General features: G+C 65.3%; 19 protein-coding genes and 1 pseudogene. 7 read left to right on the plus strand and 13 right to left on the minus strand.

Annotation, left to right across the window (positions count from 1 at the left end):
• Nucleotides 1-118 precede the first annotated feature (118 nt).
• The 3 genes from LOY34_RS15095 to LOY34_RS15105 all read left to right on the plus strand — a co-directional run bounded on the left by LOY34_RS15095 (nt 119) and on the right by LOY34_RS15105 (nt 3,332).
• Entirely contained in the window at nt 119-1,921 is a 1,803-nt protein-coding gene (locus LOY34_RS15095) for a HAMP domain-containing protein (RefSeq protein ID WP_195884345.1), read from the plus strand.
• Nucleotides 1,918-2,565 (plus strand): two-component system response regulator NarL, encoded by a 648-nt coding sequence (gene narL, locus LOY34_RS15100; protein ID WP_195884346.1) that lies wholly within the window; start codon nt 1,918-1,920, stop codon nt 2,563-2,565. Before LOY34_RS15095 ends, narL begins: the two co-directional genes overlap by 4 nt.
• Before the next feature lie 89 nt (nt 2,566-2,654).
• Nucleotides 2,655-3,332, plus strand: coding sequence for a Crp/Fnr family transcriptional regulator (locus LOY34_RS15105; protein ID WP_195884347.1), 678 nt, complete (start codon nt 2,655-2,657; stop codon nt 3,330-3,332).
• A 20-nt stretch (nt 3,333-3,352) separates the two neighbouring features.
• Here the strand turns inward: LOY34_RS15105 and LOY34_RS15110 are convergent, their stop codons facing one another.
• The 7 genes from LOY34_RS15110 to norR all read right to left on the minus strand — a co-directional run bounded on the left by LOY34_RS15110 (nt 3,353) and on the right by norR (nt 9,966).
• Nucleotides 3,353-3,823, minus strand: coding sequence for an SCP2 domain-containing protein (locus LOY34_RS15110; RefSeq protein WP_093381867.1), 471 nt, complete (start codon nt 3,821-3,823; stop codon nt 3,353-3,355).
• Nucleotides 3,817-4,707, minus strand: a complete 891-nt coding sequence (locus LOY34_RS15115; protein ID WP_195884348.1) for a U32 family peptidase — start codon at nt 4,705-4,707, stop codon at nt 3,817-3,819. The genes LOY34_RS15110 and LOY34_RS15115 overlap by 7 nt, the downstream gene beginning before the upstream one ends.
• A gap of 10 nt (nt 4,708-4,717) precedes the next feature.
• Nucleotides 4,718-5,713, minus strand: coding sequence for a peptidase U32 family protein (locus LOY34_RS15120; RefSeq protein WP_258663429.1), 996 nt, complete (start codon nt 5,711-5,713; stop codon nt 4,718-4,720).
• 127 nt (nt 5,714-5,840) lie between these two features.
• A complete protein-coding gene (gene glp, locus LOY34_RS15125; protein ID WP_195884350.1) occupies nt 5,841-7,076 on the minus strand; it encodes a gephyrin-like molybdotransferase Glp in 1,236 nt (411 codons plus the stop codon).
• Nucleotides 7,073-7,627, minus strand: a complete 555-nt coding sequence (moaB, locus tag LOY34_RS15130) for a molybdenum cofactor biosynthesis protein B (RefSeq protein WP_195884351.1) — start codon at nt 7,625-7,627, stop codon at nt 7,073-7,075. Before moaB ends, glp begins: the two co-directional genes overlap by 4 nt.
• An 89-nt stretch (nt 7,628-7,716) precedes the next feature.
• Nucleotides 7,717-8,364, minus strand: a complete 648-nt coding sequence (gene pdxH / locus LOY34_RS15135; RefSeq protein ID WP_195884352.1) for a pyridoxamine 5'-phosphate oxidase — start codon at nt 8,362-8,364, stop codon at nt 7,717-7,719.
• Nucleotides 8,365-8,445: 81 nt separating this feature from the next.
• Complete coding sequence (gene norR / locus LOY34_RS15140; protein WP_195884353.1) at nt 8,446-9,966, minus strand: nitric oxide reductase transcriptional regulator NorR; 1,521 nt, start codon at nt 9,964-9,966, stop codon at nt 8,446-8,448.
• A 167-nt stretch (nt 9,967-10,133) separates the two neighbouring features.
• On the opposite strand from norR, the pseudogene LOY34_RS15145 reads away from it, so the two are divergent.
• A pseudogene (locus LOY34_RS15145) lies at nt 10,134-10,568 on the plus strand (hemerythrin domain-containing protein); the annotation flags it as partial.
• 138 nt (nt 10,569-10,706) lie between these two features.
• Here the strand turns inward: LOY34_RS15145 and LOY34_RS15150 are convergent.
• The 6 genes from LOY34_RS15150 to vasI form a co-directional block, all read right to left on the minus strand.
• Entirely contained in the window at nt 10,707-11,144 is a 438-nt protein-coding gene (locus LOY34_RS15150; RefSeq protein ID WP_195884355.1) for a hypothetical protein, read from the minus strand.
• Between the two features lie 17 nt (nt 11,145-11,161).
• The gene (locus LOY34_RS15155) at nt 11,162-12,352 is read right to left on the minus strand and encodes an NnrS family protein (RefSeq protein WP_195884356.1); all 1,191 of its coding nucleotides are present in this window, start codon (nt 12,350-12,352) and stop codon (nt 11,162-11,164) included.
• A 203-nt stretch (nt 12,353-12,555) separates the two neighbouring features.
• Nucleotides 12,556-13,866, minus strand: a complete 1,311-nt coding sequence (locus tag LOY34_RS15160; RefSeq protein WP_195884357.1) for a coproporphyrinogen III oxidase — start codon at nt 13,864-13,866, stop codon at nt 12,556-12,558.
• Nucleotides 13,867-13,958: 92 nt separating this feature from the next.
• Complete coding sequence (gene tssM / locus LOY34_RS15165; protein ID WP_258663437.1) at nt 13,959-17,567, minus strand: type VI secretion system membrane subunit TssM; 3,609 nt, start codon at nt 17,565-17,567, stop codon at nt 13,959-13,961.
• Nucleotides 17,568-17,574: 7 nt separating this feature from the next.
• The gene (gene tssA / locus LOY34_RS15170) at nt 17,575-19,005 is read right to left on the minus strand and encodes a type VI secretion system protein TssA (RefSeq protein WP_195884359.1); all 1,431 of its coding nucleotides are present in this window, start codon (nt 19,003-19,005) and stop codon (nt 17,575-17,577) included.
• The gene (gene vasI / locus LOY34_RS15175) at nt 18,993-19,670 is read right to left on the minus strand and encodes a type VI secretion system-associated protein VasI (RefSeq protein ID WP_230090869.1); all 678 of its coding nucleotides are present in this window, start codon (nt 19,668-19,670) and stop codon (nt 18,993-18,995) included. Before vasI ends, tssA begins: the two co-directional genes overlap by 13 nt.
• Before the next feature lie 298 nt (nt 19,671-19,968).
• On the opposite strand from vasI, the gene tssB reads away from it, so the two are divergent.
• From tssB to tssE, 3 genes are all read left to right on the plus strand, one after another.
• Nucleotides 19,969-20,484 carry a type VI secretion system contractile sheath small subunit gene (gene tssB / locus LOY34_RS15180; protein WP_195884360.1) on the plus strand — a complete coding sequence of 172 codons (516 nt, stop codon included), beginning with the start codon at nt 19,969-19,971 and terminating at the stop codon, nt 20,482-20,484.
• Between the two features lie 62 nt (nt 20,485-20,546).
• Nucleotides 20,547-22,025, plus strand: a complete 1,479-nt coding sequence (gene tssC / locus LOY34_RS15185) for a type VI secretion system contractile sheath large subunit (RefSeq protein WP_045197971.1) — start codon at nt 20,547-20,549, stop codon at nt 22,023-22,025.
• Nucleotides 22,026-22,442 carry a type VI secretion system baseplate subunit TssE gene (gene tssE / locus LOY34_RS15190; RefSeq protein WP_045197969.1) on the plus strand — a complete coding sequence of 139 codons (417 nt, stop codon included), beginning with the start codon at nt 22,026-22,028 and terminating at the stop codon, nt 22,440-22,442.

The following is a 22,442-nucleotide window of genomic DNA, read 5'->3' on the forward strand; positions in this document are numbered from 1 at the left end:
CCTGACAGTTGCAAACTCTTTAGAGGTAGAGCGCCAGGGAAGGCTGCGAAACGATCAGTTGCAACACCCTGGAGTGCTCCATGTACCGCTTTCCACTCATCGCCCCCGGCCGCCGTCCATGATCGGCTGGCTGCGCAGCTCGTTGCCCGCGCGCGCCGGCCTGGCGGTGATTCTGATTGCCGTGCTGGCCCTGGCCAGCTCGCTCAGCGCCGGCCTGATCGCCTGGTTCAGCCAGGGCGATGCGGCGGCGATCAATACCGCAGGCTCGGTGCGCATGGAGACCTACCACCTGAGCTGGAAGCTCGCCGCCGGTGCCGAGCCTGCCGAGCTTGAGCGCATCCGCGACAGCCTGCAGCAACGGCTCAACAGCCCGGCCCTGCAAGCGGTGCTCGAAGACGGCAAGAACCTTGAACTGCAGGCCAGCTACCAGCGCTTGCAGGACTACTGGCAGCACACCCTGTTGCCAGCCTTGCAGCGCGGCGACGCCGCCACGTTTCAGGCCAGCACCCTGCCCTTCGTCAACCAGCTCAACCAGTTCGTCAGCCTGCTGCAGCGCCAGAGCGAGCATAAGCAGGGCTGGCAGCAAGTGATCCAGGGCGCGGCGCTGTTCACCACCATGATCGTCCTGCTGTTCGGCCTGTACGAGCTACAGTACAACGTCATCACGCCGCTCAAGGAATTGGTCGACGCCACCCAGCGCTTTCGCCGTGGCGAGTTCCAGGCGCGGGTCAATCATCAGTCGGCAGACGAACTCGGCGAATTGGCCACCCGCTTCAACGCCATGGCCGAAACCATCGAACACTCGCACCGCACGCTGCAAAGCCAGGTGCAGCAAAAAACCCTCAACCTGCAGCAGGCCAATGCCGCCCTTGAGCTGCTGTACCAGAGCAGCCGCAGCCTGGCCACGCGGCTGGCCAACGCCGAGGGCCTGGATGAGCTGATCCGGCGCTTTCAGCAGCGCTTGCCGGGCCTGCGCCTGTCGCTGTGCCTGCAAGGCCAGTTGCAGGCCCCGGCCCAGCAACTGCTGGCCCTGCATGGCGCCGCCAGCCGCAAGATCTGCGCCAGCAGCGACTGCGCCAGTTGCCAGCGCCACCAGCGCACCCTGCGCCATACCTTCAGCATCAGCAACCAGGGCAGCACCCTCGGTGAACTGAAGGCGCACTTTATCGACGGCCACGAGCCGCAACCCTGGGAAACCGAGCTGATCCAGGCCCTGGCCAACCTGATCGGCACCTCGCTGTCGCTCAAGCGCCAGCGCGAACAGGACCATCGCTTGGTGCTGCTCGAAGAACGCGCGATCATCGCCCGCGAGCTGCACGATTCGCTGGCCCAGGCGCTGTCGTACATGAAGCTGCAGGTCAGCCGCATGCAAACCCTGATGCGCCGTGGCGAGCCGGTGGCAACCCTTGAGAACGTCACCGCCGAGCTGCGCGAAGGCCTGAACAACGCCTACCGGCAGTTGCGCGAACTGCTCACCACCTTTCGCCTGCAGATCCATGACGCAGGCCTGGTGCAGGAACTCAAGGACACCGCCGAGGAGTTCTCCCGCCGGGGCGAGTTCCAGGTGCACCTGCACGTCGACAGCCTGGCCTTCGAGCTGTCGGCCAGCGAACAGATCCACATTCTGCAGATCACCCGCGAGGCGCTGTCCAACTGCCTGCGCCATGCCCATGCGCAGAACGCCTGGCTGCAATTGCGCCAGCACGGCGAGCAGGTCTGCCTGTCGATCGAGGACGATGGCCGTGGTTTCAGCGCCACCCACGACCTGCGCGAACACCACGGCCTGAACATCATGGACGAGCGGGCGCGCAGCCTGCGCGGCCAGTTGCAGATTGTTGGCCGGACGCCGCAAGGCACCCGGGTACAGATGGAATTTCGCCCGGAATTTCTCGGGCACTTGAACGAAGGTAACCCTGTATGACCCCCTCCCCGCGCTACCGGGTACTGCTGGTCGACGACCACCCGATGATGCGCCATGGCATTCGCCAGATGCTTGAACTGGAAGACGACTTCGAGATCGTCGGCGAGGCCAGCCACGGCGAAGAAGCCCTGGCCCTGATCGCGCCGCTGCAACCTGACCTGCTGCTGCTGGACAACAACATGCCGCAGATGAACGGCATCGAAACCCTGCGCCATCTGCGCAGCCAGGGCTTTGCCGGCAAGGTGCTGCTGTTTACCGTGTCCGATGCCGAAGACGATATCCGCGATGCCCTGCGCCTGGACGCCGACGGCTACCTGCTCAAGGACATGGAGCCGGAGCTGTTGACCCAGTACATCCGCGATGCCATGAACGGCGCCCTGGTGATCAGCCCGGGGCTGACCCGGGTCATGGCCCAGGCCCTGCGCTCACCGCCGCGCCAGGCCGACGTCGAGCTCACCGAACGCGAACGCCAGGTGCTGAAAACCATCGCCAGCGGCTACAGCAACAAGGTCATCGGCCACAAGCTGGGGATCACCGAAGGCACGGTCAAGGTGCATGTGAAGAACCTGCTGCACAAGCTCGGCCTGCGCTCGCGGGTGGAGGCGGCGGTGTGGGCCCTTGAGCACCTGCGCCACAGTGCCTGAGCCGGCGACTGCCCCTTTGGAGGTAGACCGGCAGAGGCATAGGCCGCCGGCGCCACGGGTTCTACCATAGGCGTCAGCGGAGGTACGCCATGCTGACCCACCCTTCTAGCGTTCTGCTTTTACGTCGCCACCACCTGTTCAGCCAACTGCCGGAGAAAGTCTTCGAAGCCGTCTGCAGCCTGGCCATGCTCCGGCGCTTGGGCTGTCACGACACGCTCATGCACCAGGGCGACCCGGCCAAGCGCTTCTTCTTGCTGGTCAGCGGCCAGATCAAGCTGTACCGGCTCAGCGCCGAGGGCCAGGAACACCTGGTGGAGATCATCCAGCCGGGCCAGACCTTTGCCGAGGCGCTGCTGTTCAGCCAGGCGCGCAGCTACCCGGTGACGGCCACGGCGCTCAAGGATTGCCTGCTGATCAGCATCGACGGCGGCCACTACCGCAATGCCCTGGAAGACCAGCCGCAGGTGTGCCTGGCGATCCTGGCGAACATGAGCATCCACCTGCATCAGCGCCTCAAGGACATCGACACCCTGACCTCGGCCAGCGCCAGCCGGCGGGTGATCAATTTTTTGCTGCAGGAGTGCGACCCGGACAGCGGCCGGGTCGAGTTGCAAGTGTCCAAGCGCCTGGTGGCCTCCAAGCTGGGGATCCAGCCGGAGACCTTTTCGCGCACCCTGCACCGCCTGGTGGAACGCGGCCTGATCGCCATGGAGCGGCGCAGCATCCAGATCCTCAACACCGATGATCTGGCCGGCTACACGGGCTAGCCCGCGCGCCGGCGCTGCCCTCAGCTTGCTGCCAGGCCCTTGCCGGCGCGTTCCAGGTTGCGCCACAACCACACCGGCAGCACCTCGGGGTCGAGGCTGTCGATCAGGTTTTTCAGGGTCAGGCCCAGCTCGGTGTCGCCCTCGATCACCAGGCGGCGGCGAAAGAACAGGGTGTCCGGGTCTTCCTGCCGGCTGGCCAGCAACAGGAACTCGCGCCAGTTGCCGCGAATGGTCACATCGGCCCTGGCCCGCTCGGCGATCTGCAGGCCCTCGCGGTTGCGCGTCAGGTACCAGGTCAGGTCGAGGTCAGGGATGCGCAGGCACAGCCAGCGCCCGCGCAGCAGGTCGAACTCGCCGTCGCGCAAGGGCTCGGCCAGGCAGCGGTTGAGCGCCTGCTGCAAGGCCACGCGCTGGATCACAAAAGGCACCTTGCGCACCAACGGCAGGACCTTGTCGGCGCCTTTGAGCAGCCATTGCGTACGGTTCAGCACAGGCCCACCTCCTCAACCCGCAACATGCCCGCCTGGCCATGCCAGTAGCCGTTGCAGCCATCGACACAGAGCGGCGGCGCCTCGCCCTGGCGCACCCGGGCAAAGGCCTCGACCACCTCGGCCATGCCCTGGGCGCGCGGGCTCAGGCGCAGCAGGTCGGCGCCGCAGGCTTGCAACCCGGCATAGTCGGCCAGCAGGTTGGTGACTTCGGCGGACATGGTCTGGATGCCGTTGAGAGTGAACAGCGCCTGGCCTTCCTGGCTGCTCAGGGCCAGGCCATCGGGGTAGTTGATGCAACAGAACTGGCAGTCATCCTTGGGCCGGTTTTCCGCCCGCGCGGTAAAGCAGCGCGCCGAATAGGCCAGCGGCAGGTGGCCATAGGCAAAGACCTCGACCTCGGGCAGTTCACGGCCCAGTTCAACGGCCTGGTCGAGCACCGCGCGAATCAGCGCCGCCGAGCACTCCACCGGCGGCACCCAGCGGATCATCCCGCACTCGAGCAGCCTGGCCAGGGCGTGGCCGTTGTAAAGGTTCAGCGCCGGCCCGGCCACGAACGGCAGCTTGCGCTCGGCCAGGTACTGCACCGCGCCCATGTCGTTGGCCTCCACCAGCAACTCGCCGTTATCGCACAGGCGGCGCAGGCTGGAGAGCTCGGACGCAGCTTCGATCAGGGTCAGGCTCGACAGCACGATCTGCGCCGGGCTGCAGGCCTGTAGCTCGCGGCCCAGGCCCAGCCAGTGGTCGAGGTTCATCGCCCGGCGTTTCGAGCAGACGGTTTCCCCCAGGTAAATCACATCCAGGGGCAAAGCCGACATTTCGCTGTAGAAACGCCCCAATTGTTCCTTGTCCCAGTAGTACAACACGGGTCCCAGGCTGAGCTTCATGTGCAGTCCCTCATTGCCATGATCGATGGTAAGCACCCAGGGTGGTCTGGCTGCCTTCGGACAAACCGGCCAGCACCTGGCGCCACTGCGCCTTGACCGTGAAGCGTTGCGGCGCCAGGCGGTGGGCGTCGAGCGCGGCGCGCCAGACCTGGGTGACCTGCTCGACATACGCCGGGCTGCGCTGACGGCCTTCGATCTTGACCGCCTCGACGCCCATGGCGGCGAGCTCTGGCAGCAGGTCGAGGGTGTCGAGGCTGGTGGGCTCTTCCAGGGCGTGGAAGCGCTTGCCGCCGACCATAAAGCGGCCCTTGCACAAGGTCGGGTAGCCGGCGGGTTCGTCAGCTTGATAGCGGTCGATCAGCACCTCGCTCAGGCGCGCGCTGAGGCCATCGGCATCTTCGCTCCAGCGCACCGCCTTGGCCGGCGAACACACGCCGCACAGGTTCGGCGACTCGCCGGTGATGTACGAGGACAGGTGGCAGCGCCCTTCGGCCATGATGCACAGGCTGCCGAAGGCGAACACCTCGATCGGTACCGTGGTGCTGGCAGCGACCTGACGCACCTGGGCCAGCGACAGCACCCGCGGCAGCACGGCGCGGCGAATGTTGTAGTGCTGGGCGTAGAAAGCCAGGGCGCTGGCGTTGGTGGCCGAGCCCTGGACCGAGAGGTGCAGGTTCAGCTGCGGGTGGCGCTCGGCCGCGTAGCCGAGCACCCCCGGGTCGGCGGCGATCAGGGCATCGACACCATGGTCGGCGGCGCGGTCCACCGCCCGCTGCCAGCGTTCCCAACCCAGCGGTTGCGGGTAGGTGTTGACCGCGACATAGAGCTTGCGATTGTGCTGGCGGATATGGCCGACGGCGGCGTCGAACTGCTTGTCGTCCATGTTCAGGCCGGCGAAATGGCGGGCGTTGGTGTCATCGCGAAAGCCGACATACACCGCATCGGCGCCTTGGCGCACCGCGGCTTTGAGCGCAGGCAGGTTGCCTGCCGGGCAGACCAGTTGCATGGGTTTTCCTCATCAAAGAAACCTATCTCCACTGGCCTGCGCGGTTGACACAGGCCCGGAGCACTGGAAAAAGCGCTGCCAGTCTAGCCAGCGCCTCCAGCAGAACCTTGACGGCAATCAAGGCCACTCACTGCATCAGCTCGGCAAATGACAAAAACGGTACGCTGTCGTGTTTGTGCACCTGTTGCTCGCACTCCACCAGCGCCAGGCCGTCGGCCCAGCAGGCGGCGCTGAGCATCGCCGAACTTTGCTGCGGATGCAGTTGCACGCTGGACTGGCCGTTGGCCTCGGGCAACAAGCGCGCCCGCAGGTACTGGCGGCGCTTGTTACGCTGCAGCCAGTCAAAACCGGCCGGCAGCGCCACGGGCTGTGGCAGCACGTCACGCACGCCCTGGGCGCGCAGCAGCAAGGGCCTTACCACCACCAGCGCGGTGATCAGCGCCGCGGCCGGGTTGCCCGGCATGCCGATCCACGGCCGCCCCGCCACCTCGCCAAAGGCCAGGGGCTTGCCCGGCTGGATCGCCAGGCGCCAGAAGTCAACGCTGCCCAGGTCCTGGATGGCTTGCTTGAGGTGATCTTCCTCGCCCACTGACACGCCGCCAGAAGTCAGCAGCAGGTCGCACTCGGCCGCCGCCAGGTTCAGCACGTGCTTGCTGGCCGCCAGCTCATCGGCCATCACCCCGTAGTCATGCACCTCCACGCCCCAGCCTTGCAACAGGGCCGTCAGGCAATAGCGGTTGCTGTTGTAGATCTGCCCTGCTGCCAGTGGCTGGCCGGGTTCGCGCAGCTCGTCGCCGCTGCTCAGCAAAGCGACGCGCAAGGGCCGATGGACCTCGACCCAGGCCAGCCCCGAGGCGGCCAGCAGGCCCAGCTCCTGGGCGCGCAGGCGCTTGCCGGCCTGCAGCAGCAGATGACCTTCGCGCACCTCTTCGCCGGCCTTGCGCACATGCGCGCCAAGGCTTGCGGCCGGCAGCCAGACCTGCTCGCCGTCAACCCGGCACAGCTCTTGCGGGGCCACCGTGTCGGCGCCTGGCGGCAAGGGTGCGCCGGTAAAGATGCGCACCGCCTGGCCTGGCTGCAATGCAGTACTGGCCTGCTGGCCAGCAGCGATGCGCCCGGCCAGGGTCAGGCAACCGCCCGCCGCAGGCAGGTCGGCGGCCCTGAAGGCAAAACCGTCCATGGCGCTGTTATCCCAGCCCGGCAGGCTGCGCGGGGCGTGGAAATCGGCCGCCAGCACCCGGCCCAGGGCTTGCTCCAGCAAAACCATCTGCGCCGCCGGTGGTGGTGGCGCCTGTTCAAGCAAATGGCGGATCGCCTGGTCGACCGGGATCAACTTGCCGCTGTCGCACACGCGCCCGCTCATGGCCGCGTCCCACAGGCGTCGATGGCCTGCTCGGATTGAGCCTTGAGATGCGGGGCGAAATTGCACGGACCGGTGCGGCTGTCGAGCTGGCTATTGAGGATCTGCGTCCAGGCCGTGCGACAGGCGCCGGGCGAGCCCGGCACGCAGCACACCAGCACGCCATTGCTCATGCCGGCCAGCGCGCGCGACTGCAGGCTGGACATGCCGATTTCGGCCAGCGACACCTGGCGGAACAACTCGCCAAAGCCCTCGACGTGTTTGTCCAGCAACGGCAGCACCGCCTGCGGGGTGTTGTCGCGGGCGGTAAAGCCGGTGCCGCCGGTAGTCAGTACCACCTGCACCTTGGGGTCGGCGATCCAGCGCGAGAGCGTGGCGCGGATCTGGTAGATATCGTCCTTGACCAGGTCGCGCTCAAGCAGCACATGCCCGGCCGCCTGCAGCAGGTCGACAAGGGTCTGCCCCGAGCTGTCGGTATCAAAGTTGCGCGTGTCGCTGATGGTCAGCACAGCGATGTTCAGGGGTTCAAACGTGCGTTGCGCCAGATGGGCCATGGCCTGGGCTCCGGTGAGATAGGGATGGGCCCAAGCCTGAACCTAAAGGCTGGGCGAACCTATTCCTCCTTGGAGGTATCTCTTCGGGTTCAGGGCGCCAGGCGCTGGCGCGTCCACTGCCCGCCCTGATAGCGGTAGTCGAGGCGGTCGTGCAAGCGGTCGGCACGGCCTTGCCAGAACTCCATGCGTTCAGGCCTCAGGCAGTAGCCGCCCCAGTGCTCGGGGCGGCGCAGGGGTTGTTCGACGAAGCGGCGAATGGTCTGCGCGAGCATTGCCTGCAGCGCGTCGCGGTCGGCCAGCGGCCGGCTTTGCGGCGACGCCCAGGCGCCCAGGCGGCTGGCTTCGGGGCGCGAATCGAAGTAGGCATCGGACAGCTGCGGGTCAAGCCGCGCCACCGGCCCTTCAATGCGAACCTGGCGCTCCAGCCCCGGCCAGAAGAAAGTCATCGCCGCATAGGGATTGGCTGCCAGTTCCTGGCCCTTGGCACTCTGGTAGTTGCCGAAGAAGGTAAAGCCCTGCTCGTCAACGCCCTTGAGCAGCAATACCCGGCAATGCGGGCGGCCAGTGGCGTCCACCGTGGCCAGGTGCATACTGTTGGCCTCCACCGGCTCGCGCTCGGTTTCGCGGGCCTGTTGCAGCCACTGGGCAAAGAGGCTCAGAGGCTCCAGCGGCGCTTCGGCTTCCTGCAGGCCACCGAGGGTGTAGTTGCGACGCATCTGGGCAAGGGACAACGGCATGGCGATGATCTCCTGGTTAGGTGTGCGCAGTCTGTAAGCAGCGCCCCGCCCGCACCTTGACCGCCATCAACGCCAGCGGCGTTACTTGAGGCGCAAGCGCCTGGCCAGTTTGTGCAGGTTGCTCGGGTCGAGCGCCAGCAGCCGCGCGGCGCTGGCCCAGTTGTCGCCGCTCAGGCGCAGGGCCTGGGCAATGGCCTGGCGCTGGCAGGCGTCGACGGCTTCGCTCAGGGAACTGAACGCCAGCGCCGGTGGTGCCCCCTGCTCTGCCACTGGCGCGGCTGCCGGCGCGCTGTCGAGGTCGAGCACCTGCGGCTCCAGGGTAATGATCAGGTTGCGGCTGCCCTCGCGGCTCAGCTGCTTGAGCGCGGCGCGGCTGATTACATGCTCAAGCTCGCGCACATTGCCCGGCCAGTGGTAAGCCAGCAGCGCCCGCTCGGCCGCCGGCGACAGGCGCAAGCCGCGCAGGCCCAGGCGGGTGCGGTTGAGCTCAAGGAACTGCCCGGCAATCATCAACACATCGTCGCCGCGCTCGCGCAGCGGCGGGATCGGCAGCGGATACACCGACAGGCGATGGTAGAGGTCGGCGCGAAACAGACCGTCGCGGATGCTGTCGGGCAAGTGCCGGTTGGTCGCAGCGATGATGCGCACATCCACGTGCAGCGGCTTGTCGGCGCCCAGGCGCTGGATCTCGCCGTTCTGCAACGTGCGCAGCAGCTTGGCCTGCACGCTCAGCGGCAGTTCGCCGACTTCATCAAGAAACAGCGTGCCACCGTTGGCCGCATCGAAGCGCCCGGCGCGGTCGCTGCTGGCGCCTGAAAACGCACCTTTGACATGGCCGAACAGCTCGCTTTCGGCCAGGGATTCGGGCAAGGCCGCGCAGTTGACCTGGATCAGCGGCTTGTGGCGGCGCCGCGATAAACCATGCAAGCGGCGGGCGAACAGCTCCTTGCCGACCCCGGTCTCGCCCAGCAGCAACACCGGCAGTTCGGCGTCGGCGAGCAGTTCGATCTCGTTGAGCAACTGCTGCAGCACCGGGCTGTGGCCAAGAATCTCGCTCGCTTCCAGCGGCGCACGCAGGTCCTGGGGTTCGCTGCGTGACAGGCGCAGGCTGCGGTTCTCCTGTTCCAGGCGGGTGACCCGCAGGGCCGCTTCGATCTGCAAGGTGCAGCGTTTGAGTTCATCGCGGGCAGCGCTGTCGAAGGTCCCGGGGCGCAGCGCATCGAGAGTGATCGCGCCCCAGACCTGACCCTCGACATACAGGCTCACACCCATGCAGTCGTGCACGGCCAGGGGTTCGTGCACGGCGCTGTCGAGCAGGCCATCGTAAGGGTCCGGCAGGCGGCTGTCGGGCTCGAACCAGGTCGGCTCGCGCGAAGCCATGATCGCTGCCAGGCGCGGATGCCGGGCGATCACGAAGCGCCGGCCGAGGGCTTCGTGGACCAGCCCGACCGTGGCCTGCGGGCGCAGGCTGTCGCCCTCCAGGCGCAACAGCCCGACCGCGCCGCAGTTGAAGTACTCGCGCAGGGTTTGTACCAGGCGCTGCAAGCGCACGGCATTGGGCAGTTCGACGATCAGGTCGGCGGCCAGGCTTTCACGCAGCATGGTAGTTATTACCCTCTATGGTTATCGCTACCCGCAGGCAGGCGGGTAGATTTCACCACAAGCCCGGCGCCAGACCTTGATTTCGGGCAAGTAAAGCTGGCATGGGCGATGCAATCACCCTGGGACACTTTGCCAGCAGAGCAGGCCCCCTGATGAACCCGACCGAACTGATCGCCTATATCCTCACCCGCTACCACGATCGTCACCGTGAGCAACTGCCGGAACTGATCCGCCTGGCCCGACGCGTCGAGCAGGTCCATGGCGGCCACGCCCAGTGCCCCAACGGCCTGGCCGACCACCTGCAGGACATGCAACAGGAACTTGAAGGGCACATGCTCAAGGAGGAACAGGTGCTGTTCCCCCTGCTACAACGGGGCATGGGTCGCCAGGCGGGTGCGCCGATCCAGGTGATGCGCATGGAGCACGACCAGCATGGTGAGGCGCTGGCGCGTTTGAGCTTGCTGACCAACGACATCAGCGTGCCGGAAGGTGCCTGCAACACATGGCGTACCCTGTACCGTGGGCTGGCGGAATTTCGCGAGGATTTGCTGCAGCATATTCATCTGGAGAACGATGTGCTGTTCGTCAAAGCCCTGGCTTAACGCACTGGCCTCATCGCGGGGCAAGCCCGCTCCTACAAATGGGTCTGTGTACGCCAAACCTGTGGGAGCGGGCTTGACCCGCGATCGAGCGCGCAGCAGTTGTAATCCAGGCAAGGGCCCACCTGAGTACGGCGCAGGCTAATGCCAATAGAACATCGCCTTGGCCAGTACCACGATCACCAACATATGGCCAAGAATGCTGCAGCGAATCCAACGCGCACGCCCCTCGCTCAAGCGTCCGCGTTTGAGCCAGTACGCCAGCAACAGGTAATGGCCAATGATGCTCAGGGCCAGGACGATCTTCAGGCTCAGCAGGCTGGCAAAGCTGCTGGCCAACGGTTCGCTCAAGGCTGCGCGGTGATGCCAGGCCAGGCCAAGCCCCGCGCCGTACAACAACAGCACCACACCATGCAGCACCTTGCGTGAACGCACCGACAGCGCCTGGTCTACCCCGGCCAGCGCCGCAGCCGGCACCTGCCGGCGCGCCGCCTGCCAGATGAGCAGTTCAAAAAACAGCGTGCCGATAAAGGCGATGGCCGCCAGTAGATGAACCACCAACAAATACGGATACAGCATCCTTCGCCTCCAGGCGCTTAACCAGGGTGCCCGTCGACCCGGGCGCGCAACAGCATCGGCGCATAGCGCCAGGCATACAAGGCAAACGCCAGCACCCAGCACCCGCCCGCCAGCCACAAACCGCCCAGCGGCAGCCACAGTACCAGCAACACCCGGCTGACCCCGGCCAGATTGAGCAGGATGAACGCCAAGGTCATCCCCGCCGGCGGCTGCAACGCCCGCCCGGTATGGCCAAGGCTGACCCGCGCGATCATCGCCAGGATCAACCCGGCCATGGCGCCGATGGTCAGGCAATGCACCGCCAGGCTCGGATTCAGCGCCACGCCGAAATGCCACAGGGCCATGCCCAGGCAGGCCAGCACCAACCAGGCATAGGCCAGGTGCAGCGACCACAGCAGCGGCACCCGCCACAGCCCGTGGTCATACCAGCGCCACAGGCGTAGCCCGTGGCCGCACGCCAGGGCAGCAAACAGCGCGCCGATCCCGGTATTGGTGGTCAGCGCCGGCCCCGCCGCATACAACAGCGCCACCAGTGCCGAACCCGCCAGCAGCAGCCCGTCGAGCCACGGCCAGGGCACTACCGCCGCGGTGCGGCCCAAGCCGCGCTGGGTGAAGAACGGAATCACCCGCCCGCCAATCAGGCCCATCATCGCCCCGACCAGCCAGATGCCGCCGAGCACGCCCTGGCGCTGCCAACCGTCGTGCTCTTGCACCAGGCCATACACCGACAGGCCATCGACCGCCGTCAACAGCAGCAACACCATCACGATCGGGTAATTGCGTTTTTGCCGCACCTGCCACAGGGTGCGCCCCATCAGCACCGCCACCAGCAGCGGGAAGCCCAGTTCCAGCAGCGCCAGCAACGGCCAGGGCGCATTCACCAACCATGCTACCCGCCCGGCCAGCCAGAGCAACGCCAGGCCGGCCAGCGGCTTGCCGCTCAGGCCCGGCTGGCCGGTCCAGGTCTGCACCGCCGTGAGCACAAAGCCGGCAATGATCGCCAGGCCAAAACCGAACACCAGTTCATGCCGGTGCCAGGCCAGCCAGCCGCCGGCCGGCTGCCAGTTGCCCAGGGTGCCGTTCAGGGCCGCCAGCCACAGCGGTATCGCCAGCACTGCCAGGGCACAGCCCGCGAGGAACAACGGGCGGAACGCCAGGCGTAACAGCGGCACGATGGCCAACGCTTTACGCCGATCAAGAACTTGCATCAAGCCTCTCCTTACCTTGTTCCCGACAGCTCAGCGTGAGCCGTCGGACTTGAGCAAGGTAGTGCAAGAGCCATGCCCCTCGCGGTTTACGGGGCGCGGGCTCGGCCATGGGCTGAATTCGGGGTAACAATGACCCTGCCATGGTTGTTTCTACCCTTGTCATCCAGGGTATTTTCGACCCTCAAAAGAATAGTTGGCCAGGCTCAAAGACCGGCATCGTGATCGACCCATTGCTGCTGTTCGAACAGCTGGCAGATGGCATCCACGTTCACCCGCCCGGCGGGCAATATGCTGATGTGGCGCGCCGAGACCTCGACCAGCCCTGTCCGGCGCATGGCCTCCAGCTGGCGCCAGGCACTGGCGAAGTACTGGCGAAAATCCACGCCGTAGCGGGCCTCGATGGCCTCGATATCCAGCTCCAGGTCACAGGCCAGGCGCTCGCTGACGCCCTGGCGCAGTTGCTCATCGGCCTCGCAGCGCCAGCCGCGGCACGTAGGCAACTGATCGTTGCGCAACGGCTGAAGGTAGTGCGTCAGGGTCAGGGCGTTCTGCGCATAGAGCGCGTCGAACTGGCTGATCGCGCCCAGGCCCAGACCGACATGGTCGCAATAGCCGTGGCGGGTAAAGCCCTGGCAATTGCGCCGCAAACGCCCGCGTTCCTGGGCAATCGCCAGGTCGTCGTCGGCGCGCACGAACTGGCCGAGGCCGATGTGTTGGTAACCTGCAGCCAGCAACTGGGCAAAGCACAGGCGCCGCATCAGGGCTTTGTCCTGCTCGCTGCAGGGTGCCTGCCGGGCGCATTGGGCGTAGCGCGCCGGCGGCTGGCTGTAGTCGAAAACTTGCAGGCGGTCGGGCTCAAGCTCGATCAGGGTGGCAAGCTTGCGGGCAAAGCTGTCCGGGGTCTGCCAGGCATGGCCATAGCCGAGGTCGACACTCACTGAGCGAAAATCAAAGGTGCGCGCGGCATCGATCAGTGAATGGATCGGCGCCGGGTTCTGCCAGTCGGCAGCCGACAGCACGCCGCCCTGGCCACAATCGGGCACACCGATACTGACCTGGTTGAAACCCAGGTCGCGCAACAGCCCCATGGTCGCCCACCGGGTGTGGTGCAAATCGACTTCAACAGCGTAGTCACCCAGTTCGTGTGGCAAAAAACTGAAGCGTTGGCGCAGTTGCTCCATCAACCGCTGCAACACCTCAAGGCCTGGAGTGGCACCGCTCAACCGGAACTGCTCGATGCTCTGGTCGGCCCCCAGGTGGCAGCCGACCAGGGCGATCTCCCGTTGCAGGCCGCGCAGGTAGGCGTCCTGCTCCAGCTCATCGAGCCCGGCCGCCAGTTGCACGCTTAGCGACAATGGCCGGTGCTGCTTGCGGCTCGCGCGCAAGGCGCGCAACACATCCAGCGAACCGATGCCGGTGTGGAACCTGCGGGTATCGGCATGCCCGCCGGGCTCGCCCGGCCATTGCCCGTGCACGCTGACGGGCTGCGGGTGGCGATGGTGTAAATCAGGCATGGCGGGCTCCCAGGCGGGCTGCGGAGCCTCAGTGTCTGCCCTGAGCGGCGCACAGGCCTTGATTTGCATCAAGCGCGGCGCGGGGCGCACGGCTATGACTCATCATCGACCGCCAGGCCGCGGCGCGCCTCGAGCAAGGTCCTGGGCAAGGCAAACCCGGCGAAACTGCGCTGGGTCACCGGGTTGTTGGCCTTCTGTACCTCGACCCGGTAGCGCATCAGGCCATCGGCGACGGCAAAGGTCAGATCGACGCTGGTGTCGGTGCGGCCGTTGAGCTGGGCGCGGCTGAGCAGGCGAAACAGCGACCAGGGCCCACGATAGCTGAGGCTGGCGGTGTTGCCGCTGCTGTTCACCAGCGTCAGCTGGCTGGCACTGGCACTGCCCAGGTCATTGGGCCAGACCAGCCCGGTGCGCTGCGGCGCGCCATGGCGGTACGGGACCAGTTGGCCATCGATGCTCAGCAGGCTGCTCAGGCGACTGCTGCTCAAGGCCAGGGGTTCGATGCTCAATTGCACTGCCAGGTGGCCGCGGTTGTTGAAGAAGGTGTCACGGATGCGTTCGGCATGCTGCAGTTGCTCCAGCACATCGCTGCGCACCAGGTAGCCACCCAGGGCATCGGAGTACAGCGCGTCAAGGTTGTCCTTGAGGAATACGCTCAGGTACTGGTCCTGAAACTGTTGCAAGCGCCCCTTGGGGCCGAAGAAGCTTTCGAAGTCTTCCAGCGAGGCATCCTCGCCAGCGGGCCTGAACGGGTAACGATTGGCCAGGCGCTCATGGTAAAAACTGTAGACCTCGCTGTCCCAGCGCTTTTCCAGTTCGCCCAGGGCGGTGATCATCAACACCTGGGCGGTCTGGTCGGCAAGTTTTCTGGCCTGCTGGTTGAGCGGTTCGGGCAAGCCGGCGGCGATACGCTGCAGGTTGGCAATCGGGTCGGCGCCGCCCAGCGCGAAGCGCTGCAACACCGCTTTCAATGCGGCCTTGCCCGGGTCGGGGCTGTCGTGCACGGTCTTGGCGTAGTCGTACACCGCACTGACCGCACGCAGGGTTTCGTCATAGTAGGACGGCCGGTCAGCCTGGGGCGTGATCAACTCCGCCAGGCCGGAAAATGCCCGGCGGATCGCCACCGCCTGGGGCGGCCCATCCGTTGCCGTTTGCGCACCGGCTAACGGCTCAACTTCGGCCACCGGCAGCGACGCAAAGATCACCGTATTGTCGCGCAGGGTTTCCAGCAGGCGGCGCACCGGTGCGCCGGGCCCGGTTACCTGCTCCAGCACCGCCACGCCGTGGCCCAGGTCACGAAAATCGACGATAGAAACCTGGCTCAGTGCCCGGCGCCAGCTGTCCACATAGTCGGCGTGGTACAGGGCGCGAACGCGCTGGCCGAGCACCTCGCGGTCATGTTCGGAGTAATCCAGGCGCTGACGTTCGCCGAGTACCCATTGGTCGATCATTGCCAGCTCGATGAGGTTACGGCTACCCGACTCGAAGTAAGCCTTGTAGCCTTTGGCCGTGAGCAGCGGAGCCAGCAACAGGCTGTCGCCCTCACTGGCGGACGGCACCTGGTAGATGATGTCAAAGGCCGGGCCCACTTCGCTGCGCAGGTCCAGCGCCGGCTGCAGACGCGCCTGCGCCTGGCGCTTGAGAGCCAGATAAACCCGCTCGGCCATGGGCCGCTGACGCAAGGCCTGTTGCACCTGGGCGATTTTTTCGTGGTGCTGCGCCAGATCGGCGTCGGCGTACTTCAGCGCGTAGTCGAGGTGGCGCATCAGGTCGGCTTGCACCTGCCCCTGACCGGGGTAGGCGCGCTGCCATTGCCGAGCTGCCCACTGCTCGACAATGGCCGCCTGGCGATTGCCTCGATCTTCAATCATGCGGTACACGCGCAACGCCTGCAGTTGCTCGTCACTGCCGGTAGGCGCAGCGAAGACAGCTTCCAGGGCGCGGCTGGCGATGGCCGGCAAAAAGCGCTTGGACAGCAGCTTGAGGTAGGCTTCGTCCACCGTCGGGCCAATCTTCTTGCCCTGGTACAGGCCCATGTCGGACAGCAGCGGCCAGGCCTGACGATAGTCGCCGTACACCGACACCGCGTCACGAATCTGGTCCAGCGGCGCCAAAAGATTACGGCCAGTGGTGTCGACCTTGGCATCGATATCCCGTGCACTGAACTCCTGGCTTTTGGCCAGGACGCTGGCCGCCTTGTCACGGTTGACGCTGAAGTACAGCTGCCACAGCCCCACCGCCAGCAAGCAGCCCAATGAAGCGACGGCAAACCCGGCAAGCAACAGCCGGCGCTTGCTGCGGGCGACCTTGATATTGTCGCCGGCCAGCCCCGCCTCCGGGTAGATGACGCGCTGGAACAGCTGCTGGGCGAAATAGACCACCTTGCCGCCGGCAGGCTGTACCTCGGCTGCCGGCGACGGCAGTTGATAGGATTTGCCGGCCTCGTCGACGAAGGCGTTGCTCAGCGTACCCTGCTGGTACACCGAGGAAAAGTACACCCCCCGTACCAGTGCCGGCGTGGTGAAGCGGTCGCTGCCGAGCATCTCGGCGAAAAAACCCAGCAGTGCCGGACGCAGGCCGGATAACTGGCGCACCAGCGCCACCAGCCGCTGACGCTCGCTCAACGAATGGGCCTGGGCGCAACTGTCGAATACCTGCGCCCCCAGAAGCTCGACAAACCTGTCGTAACCGCTGGCCAGCTCTTGTTGCCAGGCATCGAAGTCGTCCACTGCCGCCAGGCTGAAGGTGAAGCCCAGCAATGCTTCACGCCCGCTCGGCGAAAGCCGGGCAAAGCACTCTTCGAAACCTTCCAGCAGGTCGACCTTGCTCAGGGTCACGTACACCGGCAGGCGGGTGCCCAACTGCCGGGTCAGTTCATACAAGCGTGTGCGCAGCAGGTTCGCCTGGGCCTTGCGCTGCTCCGGCGCCTGGGTCAGCAAGCTTTGCAGGTCAATCACCAGCACCACGCCATTGAGGGCGCGACGGCTGCGGGTGCGGGCCAGCCAGTCGAGCAGGTGCAGCCACAGCCGCTGGTGAGTACCGACGGGGAGCCCCTGCTGAACGCTGTCTTCGCCCTCGGCACTGGCTTGGTGGGGCAATGGCTCTTCAGGCTGGCTGAGCAGTTCGCCCGGCGGGTCGAACAGCACTGCCTCGTCCCCTATCCACCAGTCGATCGGGTACGCCAGATCGGGATCCTGCTGGGCGCTGGCGCCCGCGCGGGTGACCTGGGACAGGGCGAAGCTCTGGTTGGAGCGGGTAATCAGGCTGGTCTTGCCGGCATTCTGCGCCCCGAGCACCAGGTACCAGGGCAGTTGGTACAGCGAGCGGCGGCGCTCCATGTTGTTGAGCAGGTGATCGAGGCTGCGCGCCAACGCCCGCTCCTGGGCCTGTACATGGGGCAGGCAGGGGTCGGCCTGGCGCGCCGCCTGCTGTTGGCGCTCGGCCTGAAACGCCTGGTATCGCCGGCGTACCCGCCAGGCCCAGGCCAGCAGCGGCGCTACCAGCACCACGACACTGGCCGCCACGCGCATGGGCAGTGGCGCCAGCGGTCGATGGTCATTCCAGACCCATTGTGGGCCCAGCCACCAGATTGCGCCCAGCACCAGCAGCACGCCCAGCAGCACCAGCAGCGCCAGTGACCGGTTGAACTGGCGCAGCATCGGCAGCCGCCAACGCTTGAGGTGACTCCAGACCCTATCCATATTTTCGCTACTCCTTGACTGCAGTGATCAGCGGGTCGGCGCCAGAGCGCTGTGCCACCTTCAGGTACAACTGTGGCTCCCAGCCCTGTGCGCTGGTCTCGCGCATCATCCGGACAACGCCGGCATACAGATCGTCCGCCAGCCACGCCAGACCGCGGGCCGCCAACAGGTCGGCGGCAATCACCGTGGCATAGCAGCGCTGGCGTGGGGCCTGCTGCTCGGCTTGCAGTTCCTGCAAGCGCAACAGCACGACCTCGACGCCTTCGCGATCAAGCTGGGCAATCAGTTCGTCGCGCAGCCCGGCGAACTCCTGCACCGGGCTATGCGCCGCCTCGGGTTGATCGGCGCCGCTGATCCAGGCCAGGGTCTGGGCATCGGCGAACGGCGTGCCGTCGCTGAAGCACAAGCTGGTCAAACCCGGTAAACGGCAGGCGAAGCGTTCGCAGGCCTGGCGAATGGCGCCCGCCACTTCGTCCATGGCCAGGCGCGAAGCCACGCTGGCCGCCAAAAAGCTGCCGCGCAACCAGTAGGGTGAGGCGCCAACACTGCGCTCGATGCGCATCAGCAACGCGGGCTCGACGTTGTTGGCGGCCAGGGCGTCGTGGTAGCTGTCGACGATATCCCGGGGCACCGCGCTGAGTTCGCTGCGCCGCTCGCGGGTGACCGACGGCGCGGTGCGCACAGGGGTCCACAAGGCGAAGCGCCGCAACTGATAGCCCACCGGGTCGTAGGGGTCCTGCTGGTTGATCTGTTCAGCCATGTTCAGCAAGGCCCGGCGCTGTTCACGCTCATTGCCCACCGGCGCCGTGCTTGCGAAGAACGCCGGGCTCAGGCCGGCATCGGTAGCTACCGCGCGACCTGCCGGGGCCGGCAGGCAGCGTTCGCGGTACTTGCCCAGTTGCAATTGCAGCGCTTCGATCGCTGCGGGCTCGAGCCGCGTGGTTTCGATGCCGTCCAGCAAGCTGGCCAGGGCCTGTTCGGCGTCGGCCTGGTGAACCTCGGCAAAGCTGCTGCGCTGCAGGCTCGGCAGGGCCTGGCCGAGCCCCTCGAGCAGGCGCAGCACCTGCTTGCGCTTGTTCAGGTAGCCGGTCGGCCCTGGCACCGGGTGAGCACTGTCCCAGTAATGCTCGACCATGCCCGCCAGCAGCGTCAGGGCAGCGCTCCAGTGCCCCCACTCTGCGGTGCGCAGCCACACCACCTGCAGATGCCCGAGGATGCGCAGGTGCTTGCACTGAGTGGCAAGGTACTGACGCGAGGCTTCATCGATGTATGGCCAGTCGATGGTGTTCTCGCGCAGGCCGCCCAGCTTGACCATTTCCTGGTCGATGGCCTGGAAGGTTTCATCTTCCACATCAAAATAACCGGCGGGCCGGTCGGTCTCGATGGGTGCCAACAACTGCGTGAGAGCGCCGGCCGCAAGGTCGATCACCAGCGACATAGCTGGCGCTCCTGCTCGATCAGCTCACCCAAACCTTGCGCATCGAAAACCAGCCCGTCCAGTGCCGGGTAATCGCTTTTCACCCTCAGGCGCTGGCCGCCGCCCATGCGCCGCAGCAGGGCAATGGCTTGCAGCCCGCGCCCGGCGTCAACCACCAAACCGGCATCGTCGAGTACTTGCCACGGGTAGGCATCGGCCACCGGCTGGCCGTCCTTGAGCAGTTGCAGGCGGATACGGTTGGGCCCGGGCGGCTCATCCAGCACCAGTTGCACCCGGGAAATATTCGCCTCGCAGCTGATCGCAAGGTAAGGCCGCGGCGGCGCGACGCCCAGCGCCGGCGCGGAAATGATCATCCGCTGGCGGCTGTCATCATCGGCTTCGGGCCAGAGCGATGCGAGGAAGCGAAAGTCGTCCGCGGCGCGGCGCTGCTCATTGCGCTGCACCAGGTCGACGACAGCCGGTACCAGGCCTACCCGCGAAGCCGGGCTCGCCACCGGCGCCGGGCCCGGTGGCGTACCGGCGGCTTCGTCGAAACAGGCCAGGCGCTTGAGCGGCGAAACGATCGAAGTGCAGTCCAGCGGCGCCGCCAGCGCACAGGCTGGCATCAATACCGCTACGCACAGGCCCAGCCACCTGTATCGCCACTCCTTGCCCATAGCGCCCATCGCCACTCCTCAGCTGCAACTCATGCAAGTTTGCCGATAGTTGTTCAGTCGAATAAAACGTATTTAAAGCATCACTCAATTAAAAAATAAAATGCAAGCTGCAACAGGTAAAAAAACAGCAAATCGCCAAATACAGGAAGAGCAAGTAAGAAATATAAACACAGCCTTAAACGCAAACCAGAACATTGGCGAATTGTCCTACGCATTAATCAGAACATTTTAGGAAGCATCCGACATGACAAAGGGTATTGGATCCATTCCTAATATAAATGACCTACAGCCTGAAATGGATATTCCCATGTCAAAAATGCACGGTTCCGTCGCCCCCAAAGAGCGCATCAATATCAAATATGTGCCCGCTACCGGTGATCAGCAGGCGGAAGTCGAGCTGCCGCTGAAACTGCTGGTCACCGGGGATTTCCTGGGCCGCGGCGATACCTCGAGCCTCGAGGAGCGCCGCCCGGTGCGCATTGACAAGGACAGCTTCAATGCCGTGCTGGCCGAGGCCGAAGTCGGTTTGCAGATGGCGGTGCCGTCGACACTGTGCGCCGACAGCGACAATGACCTGAACGTGCACCTGCACTTTCGCTCGATCAATGACTTTGGCCCGGACGCCATCGCCCGGCAAGTACCGGAGTTGAATAAACTGCTGCAACTTCGCGAAGCACTGGTCGCCCTTAAAGGGCCGATGGGTAATGTACCGGCCTTTCGCAAGCACTTGCAAAGCCTGCTCAGTGACGAAGCCACTCGCCAGCGCCTGGCCCAGGAACTTGACCTGGTACTGGATGCAACAAATACGGTTACCGACGCATAACAACCGCGTAACTAACACTGACTCCCCTGCCCTGCATCCCAGTTATGAACGGAGAACCCACCATGCCCAAGGAAAGCGCTGCAGCCCAGGTCCTGACGACCGATGAACACGCCTCGCTGCTCGATCAACTACTGGCCAACACCACGATCCGCCCTGCCCAGGAAGGCTACGCCATCGCCCGCCAGGGGGTGGCCGCCTACATCAGCGAGATCCTGCAAAGCGGTGATCACCAGCAACCGGTGAACAAGCACCGGGTCGACCAGATGATCAGCGAAATCGACCAGGCCTTGAGCCGGCAAATCGACCAGATCCTCCACCAGCCGCAGTTCCAGCAACTGGAATCGGCCTGGCGCGGTTTGAAGCTGCTGGTCGATCGCACGGATTTTCGCGAGAACATCAAGCTCGAGGTGTTGCATGTCACCAAGGAGGAGTTGCTCGACGACTTCGACAATGCCGGCGACATCACCCGCAGCGGCCTGTACAAGCACGTCTACAGCGCAGGCTTCGGCCAGTTCGGTGGCGAGCCGGTGGCAGCGATGATCGGCAACTACACCTTCGGCCCGTCGTCGCCGGATATCAAGTTGCTCGGCTACGTGGCAGCAGTTGGCGCCATGGCCCATGCACCGTTCGTGATGGCCGCAGGGCCTGAGTTTTTCAACCTCAAGAGTTTCCAGGAGCTGGCCGCGGTCAAGGAAGTCAACGACATCTTCGAAGGCCCGGCGCATGCCAAATGGCGCGGTCTGCGGGACATGGAAGACGCCAAGTACCTGGCCGCGACCCTGCCGCGCTTTTTGTTGCGCTCGCCCTGGCACAGCACCGAGAACCCGATTCGCAGCTTCTGCTACGACGAGGGCATCGACGCCAATCACGATCACTACCTGTGGGGCAACACGGCGTTTTTAATGGCTTCACGCATCACCGAAAGCTTTGCCCGCTACCGCTGGTGCCCGAACATCATCGGCCCACAATCGGGCGGTGCGGTCGATGACCTGCCGGTGCACCTGTTCGAAGCCATGGGCCAGTTGCAGGCCAAGATCCCCACCGAAGTGCTGATTTCCGATCGCAAGGAATTCGAGCTGTCCGAAGCCGGCTTCATCCCCCTGACCATGCGCAAGGACAGCGACAACGCGGCGTTCTTTTCGGCCAACTCGGTGCAAAAACCCAAGACCTTCCCCAAGACCCGCGAAGGCCAGCAAGCGCAGACCAATTACAAGCTGGGCACCCAGCTGCCCTACCTGTTCATCGTCAATCGCCTGGCCCATTACATCAAGGTGCTGCAACGCGAGCAGATCGGCAGCTGGAAGGAGCGCCAGGACGTCGAGCGCGAACTGACTACCTGGCTCAAGCAATACGTTGCCGACCAGGACAACCCGTCCGCCGACGTACGCAGCCGCCGGCCCTTGCGCGCCGCGCAGATCGAAGTCCAGGAGGTGGCCGGCAACCCGGGCTGGTACCAGGTCTCGCTGGCGGTGCGCCCGCACTTCAAGTACATGGGCGCCAACTTCGAGATCTCGCTGGTTGGCCGCCTGGACACCCAGTAGATGAGCGTCAACAGCCTGTTCGAACGCCTCGAGCCCGACGCCCCGCACTACCGCCCGGGCACGGCGCAGAGCCAGGCCCGGCAGGCGATCGAAGCGATCAAGCGGCACCTTGAACAGGTGCTCAACGCCCGCCAGGGCTGCTCGCAAAGCAGCCCTGAACTGGGCCTGCGCGATTTCAACGGTGCCGCCCAGGGCAGCAACGACCTGCTGATCGCCATCAGCGCCGACATTCGCCGCTCGGTCGAGGCATTCGAGCCGCGGATCAAGGTCACCGGTGTGCGTTATCAGCCTGACCCTGACCTGCCGCTGGAGCTGAACTTTCGCCTCGACTGCCAGGTACGGCTCGAGCACAGGGAAGAACAGGTGCAACTGCAAGTGGCCATCCATGGCCGCGACGGCTACACCCGGGTGAAGTGA

The organism is Pseudomonas sp. B21-009 (genome assembly GCF_024749345.1).
In the GTDB taxonomy this organism is placed as follows: domain Bacteria; phylum Pseudomonadota; class Gammaproteobacteria; order Pseudomonadales; family Pseudomonadaceae; genus Aquipseudomonas.

Bases quoted from the DNA above. Each gene is read 5' to 3' on its own strand.
- LOY34_RS15095 (WP_195884345.1), top strand. From the start codon at position 119: ATGATCGGCTGGCTGCGCAGCTCGTTGCCCGCGCGCGCCGGCCTGGCG.
- narL (WP_195884346.1), top strand. From the start codon at position 1,918: ATGACCCCCTCCCCGCGCTACCGGGTACTGCTGGTCGACGACCACCCG.
- LOY34_RS15105 (WP_195884347.1), top strand. From the start codon at position 2,655: ATGCTGACCCACCCTTCTAGCGTTCTGCTTTTACGTCGCCACCACCTG.
- LOY34_RS15115 (WP_195884348.1), bottom strand. From the start codon at position 4,707: ATGAAGCTCAGCCTGGGACCCGTGTTGTACTACTGGGACAAGGAACAA.
- LOY34_RS15120 (WP_258663429.1), bottom strand. From the start codon at position 5,713: ATGCAACTGGTCTGCCCGGCAGGCAACCTGCCTGCGCTCAAAGCCGCG.
- glp (WP_195884350.1), bottom strand. From the start codon at position 7,076: ATGAGCGGGCGCGTGTGCGACAGCGGCAAGTTGATCCCGGTCGACCAG.
- moaB (WP_195884351.1), bottom strand. From the start codon at position 7,627: ATGGCCCATCTGGCGCAACGCACGTTTGAACCCCTGAACATCGCTGTG.
- pdxH (WP_195884352.1), bottom strand. From the start codon at position 8,364: ATGCCGTTGTCCCTTGCCCAGATGCGTCGCAACTACACCCTCGGTGGC.
- norR (WP_195884353.1), bottom strand. From the start codon at position 9,966: ATGCTGCGTGAAAGCCTGGCCGCCGACCTGATCGTCGAACTGCCCAAT.
- LOY34_RS15150 (WP_195884355.1), bottom strand. From the start codon at position 11,144: ATGCTGTATCCGTATTTGTTGGTGGTTCATCTACTGGCGGCCATCGCC.
- LOY34_RS15155 (WP_195884356.1), bottom strand. From the start codon at position 12,352: ATGCAAGTTCTTGATCGGCGTAAAGCGTTGGCCATCGTGCCGCTGTTA.
- LOY34_RS15160 (WP_195884357.1), bottom strand. From the start codon at position 13,866: ATGCCTGATTTACACCATCGCCACCCGCAGCCCGTCAGCGTGCACGGG.
- tssM (WP_258663437.1), bottom strand. From the start codon at position 17,567: ATGGATAGGGTCTGGAGTCACCTCAAGCGTTGGCGGCTGCCGATGCTG.
- tssA (WP_195884359.1), bottom strand. From the start codon at position 19,005: ATGTCGCTGGTGATCGACCTTGCGGCCGGCGCTCTCACGCAGTTGTTG.
- vasI (WP_230090869.1), bottom strand. From the start codon at position 19,670: ATGGGCGCTATGGGCAAGGAGTGGCGATACAGGTGGCTGGGCCTGTGC.
- tssB (WP_195884360.1), top strand. From the start codon at position 19,969: ATGTCAAAAATGCACGGTTCCGTCGCCCCCAAAGAGCGCATCAATATC.
- tssC (WP_045197971.1), top strand. From the start codon at position 20,547: ATGCCCAAGGAAAGCGCTGCAGCCCAGGTCCTGACGACCGATGAACAC.
- tssE (WP_045197969.1), top strand. From the start codon at position 22,026: ATGAGCGTCAACAGCCTGTTCGAACGCCTCGAGCCCGACGCCCCGCAC.